Below are 8156 nucleotides of genomic sequence, written 5' to 3'. Positions count from 1 at the left end.
CCCCACTTTCCGTTCCTTGCTGCCCCCTCGGTATTGATCAATTCGGTATTCATCAACGGAACGGCGGTGCAGAAACGGATCCTCGTAATCGATGTATTCGGCAATTCCGATTTGAGGCATTCAGCCATTATTCACCTGAATCGTGAAAACGCCGAGACGAACCGACGAAGCCTCAAACCCGTTCACCGTGGTAATCCAGACTACGCAGTTTGAATTGTGAATCTGCATGGTCTGTATAGATGAATCAAAGTGATCATGCCATTTTTGCTGGTTTCGCCTTCCTTCAGAGGCGATTGGGGTGACAGAGTGGGCCCGAACTTTTTCGAAGTCACATTTTGTTGCAGGCTCTGAGGATTTACTGCCGAAGGAAGGGACACTAGAATGCGGACCCGCAGCAGCGATCAGCTGACCGCGGGCGATCCCGGAAGATCCTCTGGTGACGCAGGTGTCTCACTTGCTCTGCCAGTAGAACAGACTTCTCAGGATCTGCCGTCGCATCAACGAAATGCATCCGTAGCTCAATTGGATAGAGCATCGGTCTTCGGAACCGAGGGTTTGAGGTTCGAGTCCTCACGGGTGCACTTTTTCTTTTCTCGAGGACTTCTTTCTCGACTGCCGCCTGAATCGTTTGGCGGATCCTCCTGCCCAACCGCGGACGTGTCTAATCGACACAATGTCGGTGATCGGCGGGAGCCGACTCTTTTGGCACGACACACACCTTGCTGGTCGAATCCGTTATTGCAGGTGCTTCTCCCAACCACATACAATCCTGATCTTACCTATTTTAACAGACTCCGCGTCAGCCTCCTTCCTGTTCGCGTGTTTGCTCATTGAATCATTCGGAAACGGTATGGAATCAGACTCGACATCCCTCGCCCGCTCCGCAGGAATAGACCTCATCGGGAAGTGGCGATGGTTTGCTGCGGTGATTGCGGTCCTCTTTCTGCCGACGATGATCATCTTTGTGGATGAGACAGAAATCGCGATTGCAGAACGGTTTGGCCGCATAACAGCGGTTTATGATCAGCCGTCCCAAAGTGGCCTGCATTTCAAGCTGCCCTGGCCCGTGGAAAAAGTCCGTCGCTTCGATCGGCGACTTCAATTATTGACTCCGGCGGGCCGTGAAGCATTCACTCGTGATCGCAAGAACGTCGTGGTCGAAGCGTATCTGTGCTGGAAAATTGCCGAGGGTCAGTCAAAGTCGATTCTCGACCGACCGGTCGTACGCTTCTTCCAGGGATTGGGGAGCGTAGAAGTCGCCGAATCCCGACTGGCCAGTCGCCTTCAGTCCATCCTCACCGAGCAAATTGGACGAAGCGAGCTTTCAGAACTGCTGAAAGCGGCCCATTCCGAGGCGGGTCCCGCTGACGGACCGAGCCCCCTTGAGCAAATCGCCGCCAAGATCCGGCGTGAGTTTGAACAGCGCGCCGATGAAGACAAGTCACTCAGCGATCGACTGGGTATTGAAGTTGTCGACATCCGAATCCGACGGTTGAATCTGCCCACGGGTAACATGCAGGCAGTCTTCGAACGGATGCGCAGTGAACGACAGAAAATCGCAGAACGATATCGCAGCGCGGGTCTGGCAGAAAACCGGATGATCCGAAGCCAGGCAGACCGGCAGTCCAGTGAACTGATCGCGCGAGCCAATGCCGATGCCGAACGCATCCGCGGTGAAGGTGAAGCCCTTGCGATTCATATCCTGAATGAGGCACACGCGAAGGATCCCGAGTTCGCAGCCCTGCTGCAGACACTGGAATCGTACCAGCAAATCCTCAATGACAAGACGACGCTGATTCTTTCCGGCACGAATAGTTTCCTGAAACTGCTGATGGAAGGCCTTCCACCGCAGGGCTCGGCCCCGACGAAAACGCCCGGCCACGCGGATGCACAACACCCCGATAATGTCCGGGGAGCCGACCAATGAAGAAGAGATACTGGCTCGGCATTGCTCTCGCGGTCTACCTTTTGAGCGGGTTCTTTGTGATTCCCGCAAATCAGAAAGGAGTCGTCCGCAGGTTTGGCCGTGTTCATCCCACGCTTCGATCGAGTGGACTCAACTTTGACCTTCCCTGGCCATTCACCAGGGTTGACCGTGTTAACTTCAACGAAGTGCGAACCCTGACACTGGGAGAGATCGAAGCGGATCCGAACTTCCTGGTGGTGGCTCCCTCTGCACGACCTTCGACTTTTCTGACCGGCGATAAGAACCTTCTGCTGCTGACCATCACCGTTCATTATCGTGTCTCGGAAGAGCACGTCGTGAACTGGCTCTATGGGTCCGACTCGGTCGTACGTCGGCTTCAACTCATTGTCGAATCTGCGACGACGGACCTGGTATCACGTTGCGGGGTCGATTTTGTCCACACGCAAGGATTGGCGGAACTGAATAATCATCTCCTTCGTGACGTTCGCCAGACCGTCCAGAACCTCGGACTCGGCTGTAGCGTCGAACAAGTTTCGATTGACCGGGCAGAGCCGCCATCCCGAGCAAAGGCGGAATTCCTGGATGTGTCCAACGCACGAGCGGACATGGCTCGTTCAATCCACGAAGCAAGAGCCTACGCAGAACAGAAGCTGGCGGAATCACAAGCCGACGCCCGAAAGATCCTCGATGACGCTGAGCAAGTCCGTCACCGACAATCTTCGGCTGCCCGAGGTTCCGCCGACCGTTTTGAAACGCTGGTAGCTCAGATCCATCGTGATGCCCAAGCCAGCGGGCGTTCCTACGATGAGGCAAAGCGTCTCGTGATGGAACGAATGACAAACGAAACGCTGCGACAGGTCCTCGGAAAAGCCAGCAAGAAATATGTCCTGAATGCAGGAACGCCGTTCGACCTCATGTTTCCCGCAGCAAAGGGGAACCCGTGATCTGAGACCAGATTCGTCACCGTCACCAGCCGGGAAATTCCTTTCCCGTGAGACTTAAACCGTAGCTCGATATTGATGCCATGCACTACATCCCTGAATCCACTTGTGAGATGCTCCGGAGCGATCCCGGCTCTACGGACGAGACCGCGTCGAGCTTTCATTACCAGGCAGCCCCCCTGTACGTACTGACGGCAATCGTGGCGGGGCTCGTTGGCGCAGACTGGATCCTTTCCTGGTCGTGGCAGGGACCTGTTCCCCCATCCGGTGCGGCATCGCTGTTCGGGTACCGACTGGCCCTGCTGGGAGCGATTCTGGGGGGCGCCAGAATCCTCTATCACACGCTGGATGGACTGTTGTCGGGGCGTGTCGGAGCCGATCTGGCGCTGACGATTGCCTGCCTGGCCGCGATTCTCCTCGGAGAACACCAGACCGCAGGACTCGTCGTACTGATCTCACTGATTGGCGAGAGTATCGAAGGCTATACCATTGACCGCGCCCGGTGGGCCGTCCGACAAACGTATGCACTCTGGCCCGACATTGTCCACCGCAATCATGAGGGAAGGGAAGAAGATATCCCCCTTGACCGGGTGAAGGTCGGAGACTCGATCATTGTACGTCCGGGCGAGCGTGTCCCGGTGGACGGCCGAGTAGTCGCAGGCCGGTCTGTCGTCGACCAAAGTCCATTCACCGGAGAAAGTCTGCCGGTGGACAAGAACCCAGGCGACCGAGTGCTCGCTGGGACCTTTAACCAGCTCGGTGCGCTGACGGTCATCGCGGAAACAGTGGGACAGAACACCGCACTCGCGTGCGTCTCGCAACTCGTTCGCACGTCGGTGGCTCAGAAAGGGGAACTGGAGCGAATCGCGGATCGACTGGCGCGGTGGTTCGTTCCAGTCGTCCTCGGTGCGGCACTCCTCACACTGGTTGGCTGGCGAGTGGCTCATGGAACCTGGCAAAGCGGTTATCTGCCCGCTCTCGGAGTCCTGGTCGTTGCTTGTCCCTGCCCGTTGATCCTTGCCACCCCCTGCGCTGTCATGGCCTCCCTCGCCTGGCTCGCACGCCGAGGGATCGTCGTCAAGGGCTCAACGGCTCTGGAACGACTTGCGACGGTCGACACCTTCGTCTTCGACAAGACGGGGACATTGACCCAGGGGACGCTCACACTGGGATCCTTCATTCCTACAACGGGACTTTCTCCTGACGAGATTATTCGCATCGCCGCAATTGCTGAGCGGAACAGCGAGCATCCCATCGCCCGCACGATTGTGAAGGGGGCTGAACAACGCGGCCTGACCGTTCCCATGCCGCTCGAGTTTGAGTCACTCGCCGGTGCGGGTGTGATCGCCACAATCGCCACTGACGCCATCCATCAGCCCCCTCCAGCGAGGGATTCACTCAAGGAAACATCCCCGCACGAGGAAGACCTTTCCACGATCGTCGTAGGGAACCGGCGAGCCCTCGACGCTGGTGAGATCGAATTCTCAACAGACGCAGCCGTGCTGCTTAAAGAACTGGAAAAAGCAGGGGAATCTCCGCAGGTCGTGGCTCTAGATGGAGCCGTCGTCGGGATCCTCGGCATACGGGAAACGATCCGGTCTGAGTCACAGTCAGTGCTACGTGAACTGCGTGATCTGGGAACGAAACAGTTCGCACTGCTGACAGGCGACCGTCCGCAGCCTGCGGATGCAGTCGTCAGCACGATTGGCAATATTGATTACGTTGCCACCGAACAACTTCCTGCGGATAAAGCCCGCTGGATTAAAACCGCGAAGCAGGCAGGCAGAAAAGTCGTCATGGTGGGCGATGGCGTTAACGATGCTCCAGCGCTCGCTGCCGCAGACGTCGGTATTGCATTAGGAACCGCCGGCGGTGATCTGGCCGCAGCAGCAGGTGACCTGATCCTGTTAGGTGATCCGCTTAGACCTCTGCCAGGACTGATTCGTTTGTCCCGGGCACTGGTGCAGAATATCTGGCAGAGCATCCTGCTGTTTGCATTCGGTTTGAATGGACTGGGAGTTCTGGTCTGTTCATTCGGATGGCTCGATCCAATCGGCGGGGCGATCTTTCATGAAATTTCGTCCCTGGCCGTCATGGCCAACGCCATGCGTCTGCTCTGGTTCGAAGCGGACGCTTCCTCGCTATCCGCACGATTCGTCAATCGGATACTCACAGGAGCAGACTGGATCGTCGCCAACGCTTCCCCCTCGGCATGGGTCTTCTGGATCATCGCGAGGTGGCGGATGGGACTCAAACTCGCCATGGTGAGTTTGCTGGCATTCTGGCTCGTTTCCGGCGTGATCATCATCAATGAAAATGAACAAGCGGTGGTGACACGATTCGGCCGCTTACAGGAACAGTTGCCCGCGGGACTCTATTGGAGATGGCCGTGGCCTCTGGAAAAAATTGTCAGGGTCAATTCCGGCGCGATTCGTAGCGTCGCCGTCGGTTACCGCCAGTCCCCGACTTCTGAACAGACTGCTGGCAGGGTTGAGGGAACCACGCCAACCGCAGGGGGCGACCCATGGGTTGCTCGTCGAAGCCTGTTCCAGCTTTCCTCTCGACAACCAGACGTGTCGGTCTGGAAACAGGATCAACCAACAATTGAGTGGACCAGCGGTCACGAAAACCGCGCAGACGAGGCACTGACCGAAGAGTCAATCTTGTTGACGGCGGATGAAGTCCCCGTTGAACTCATGGCCGAAGTGCAGTATCGGATCAATAACCTGAAGCAGTATTTGTTTGCAGGCAGCCTGCAACCCGACAGCGTCGTTCGGACAGTGACAGAAGGAGTGTTGCGTGAAGTCGCTGCGACCGCGTCACTGGATAGCCTTCTCACAGAACAGCGCGCGGTGCTGGAGCGCAGATCACTCGCGACTTTACGTGAGCGATTGGAATCTTATCATCTCGGACTCGAGATCGTTGACCTCCAATGGCTGGACGTCCACCCGCCCCAGGCCGTTGTTCCTGCCTACCGTCAGGCTGCTGATGCCCTGGAAGACCGTGAGCTACTGATCAATGAGGCCGAGGCCTACGCTTCACGAACACTTTACGCTGCGATGGGCGAACGAGCCTTCCAGAAGTTGCAACAGACGGTTTCCGAAAAGGAAGAGAAATCCAGTTCGTCCCAAAGCCGATTCGACTGGAAGCTGACTGATCCATTGTGGCAGGAACTCACTCAGCCCGATTCCCGGGGAGAAGCCTGGCTCTCTGGAGCCTGTGCAGGAATCCTTCTCGAAGGTCAATCCGCCGCGGTCGGGTTCGAACAATCGGCGACGGGCATGTCCCAACGATTCGATCTCCTGTTCCAAGAGTTCGCTCGGAATCCGGAGCCGACCCGACGACAGCTCTATTGGACAACACTCACGAAGGTACTCTCCCAGCGTCCGCTGACGATTGTCGATCCCAAGGCGGCCGGAAAACAGCAATTGTGGCTGGGAGGGAGCAGCCCTGTATTCCCCGTGGCGAGAGAAAATCCTCCTGGAGCAGAACCCTCATTTTAGGTCTGGTTTCCACTTGGAGTTCAGCCACGAAATTGTCACATTAGTCAACGTTGATGTTCATCGCGTTCCCCATTGTGAGTCTCGCCGATGCAATTCAGTGTGCCCTTGGATCAACGTGGATCCCGCTACGAGTTAAGTCGGCGCAATGCAATTCAGTTCTGCGGAAGTGCCGTTGGACTGAACCTGGCAGGACTCATTCAGGCCCAGGTGGGACAGTTGATCGCCGGCACCAGTGCTAACGAGATGTCTTCAACATCTGTCAAGCCGCTGAAATCCTGCATCATTGTGTTCTATTACGGCGGCCCAAGCCATCTCGACACTTATGACCTCAAGCCGCATGCACCAGCGGACATTCGGGGCGAGTTTCAGCCGATCGCCACAACTGTCCCTGGCCTGTTTGTGAGTGAACATCTGCCGCGAATGTCGCGCGTGATGCACAAAGTCGCCATCATCCGCAGCATGCACCACAATAACAGACTGCATGATTCGGCATCGACAGAAGCTTTGACGGGGCGCCCTTCACCGAACGGCGATCGTGAAGAGTTTGCCCCCATCAGTCAGTTCTACCCCTGTTTTGGTTCGGCACTGAGCTACCTTCGACAAAACCTGAGCATCGAGATCCCCCACGTCGCACTTCCCTTTGTCTTCCACAATGTCATTGATACCCCTTGTCAGGGAGGGGGCTTCCTCGGGACAAAGTTTGATCCGCTTCAGATCTCAGTGGACGTGGAATCAAACAGCTATCGAGCAGGAGCACTGTCACTTCCCGAAGGTCACACGAGTGCGCTGCTCACCGACCGGCGACGTCTACTGGAGACATTAGAACTTGCAGGAACAACCAGTCGGTCCACGCCTGTAGGGGAACAGTGGAAGATGTTCTGCGACAGAGCGTATCAACTGCTGGAATCTGAGACGCTGCGCCGAGCGTTGGATCTCTCGGTGGAATCGCCTCAGATGCGCGATCGCTATGGTTTCGGTCCTGCACCACTCACCGTGGGCGAAGGAGGCGGCGGTGGCAATGGTGCGGAACTGGGTGTCGCCCGGGAAATGCGTGGTCAGAACCTGCTGCTCGCCCGCCGTATGGTCGAAGCAGGAGTCCCCTTTGTGAATGTCTATGACTTCCGACAGCAAGGGCAGAATTGGGACTCACATTTTAAAAACTTTAACCAGCATAAGACCCATTTATTACCTCTGGCAGATCAAAGCCTCAGTGCCCTGATCGAAGACCTCGACGATCGAGGTTTACTGGATACGACTCTCGTCGTCGCGATGGGGGAATTTGGACGAACACCCAAAATCAACGCAGACGGAGGCCGAGACCACTGGCCCGACTGCTATTCCCTCCTTCTGGCAGGTGGGGGAATCCGAGGAGGTACCGTGTATGGGGCAAGTGACTCGCTGGGTGCATTTCCGGCGAGTGATCCCGTCACCCCCGCGGACCTCGCAGCAACCATCTTCTGGCGTTTTGGCCTGAATCCGGAAACAGAACTCCATGACCTGACGGGACGCCCAAACCGACTTGCCGAAGGCCGCCCCATTACATCTTTATTCAGCTAGGATATTGTCTGCGTGCTTGCGGGTCTTGGTGATCAAAAACTTGAGCACATGAACATTTGGAGACTGTTAACGGGGTGCTGTCCAAGCGACCGGGGAAGGGCACTGGACGAATTCTGTCCGCGGACCGATCGGACTGGACCGATTGACCTGATGCCCCAGAGAGTGGCCACCCAGAACGAAAATCAGAACTTCCGTTACTGTCCGCTGACACTCGCCAGAATCAACCCG

General features: G+C 56.6%; 5 protein-coding genes and 1 tRNA gene. All 6 read left to right on the top strand.

Annotation, left to right across the window (positions count from 1 at the left end):
- Window positions 1-507 precede the first annotated feature (507 nt).
- A tRNA-Arg gene (locus VGE80_RS12790) sits at window positions 508-581 on the top strand.
- Window positions 582-850: 269 nt separating this feature from the next.
- Window positions 851-1927 carry a protease modulator HflC gene (gene hflC, locus VGE80_RS12785; protein ID WP_440592944.1) on the top strand — a complete coding sequence of 359 codons (1077 nt, stop codon included), beginning with the start codon at window positions 851-853 and terminating at the stop codon, window positions 1925-1927.
- Window positions 1924-2871, top strand: coding sequence for a protease modulator HflK (gene hflK / locus VGE80_RS12780; RefSeq protein WP_440592943.1), 948 nt, complete (start codon window positions 1924-1926; stop codon window positions 2869-2871). Before hflC ends, hflK begins: the two co-directional genes overlap by 4 nt.
- Before the next feature lie 80 nt (window positions 2872-2951).
- Window positions 2952-6371, top strand: a complete 3420-nt coding sequence (locus VGE80_RS12775) for a cation-translocating P-type ATPase family protein (protein ID WP_440592942.1) — start codon at window positions 2952-2954, stop codon at window positions 6369-6371.
- A gap of 87 nt (window positions 6372-6458) precedes the next feature.
- Complete coding sequence (locus tag VGE80_RS12770; RefSeq protein ID WP_440592941.1) at window positions 6459-7928, top strand: DUF1501 domain-containing protein; 1470 nt, start codon at window positions 6459-6461, stop codon at window positions 7926-7928.
- A gap of 48 nt (window positions 7929-7976) precedes the next feature.
- A partial coding sequence (locus VGE80_RS12765) for a hypothetical protein (protein WP_440592940.1) occupies window positions 7977-8156 on the top strand: 180 nt, incomplete at its 3' end.

This window comes from Schlesneria sp. (assembly GCF_036405755.1).
In the GTDB taxonomy this organism is placed as follows: Bacteria; Planctomycetota; Planctomycetia; order Planctomycetales; family Planctomycetaceae; genus Schlesneria; species Schlesneria sphaerica.
The sequence above is the reverse complement of the archived record's forward strand: the minus strand, read 5'-3'. Positions and strand labels throughout refer to the sequence as shown.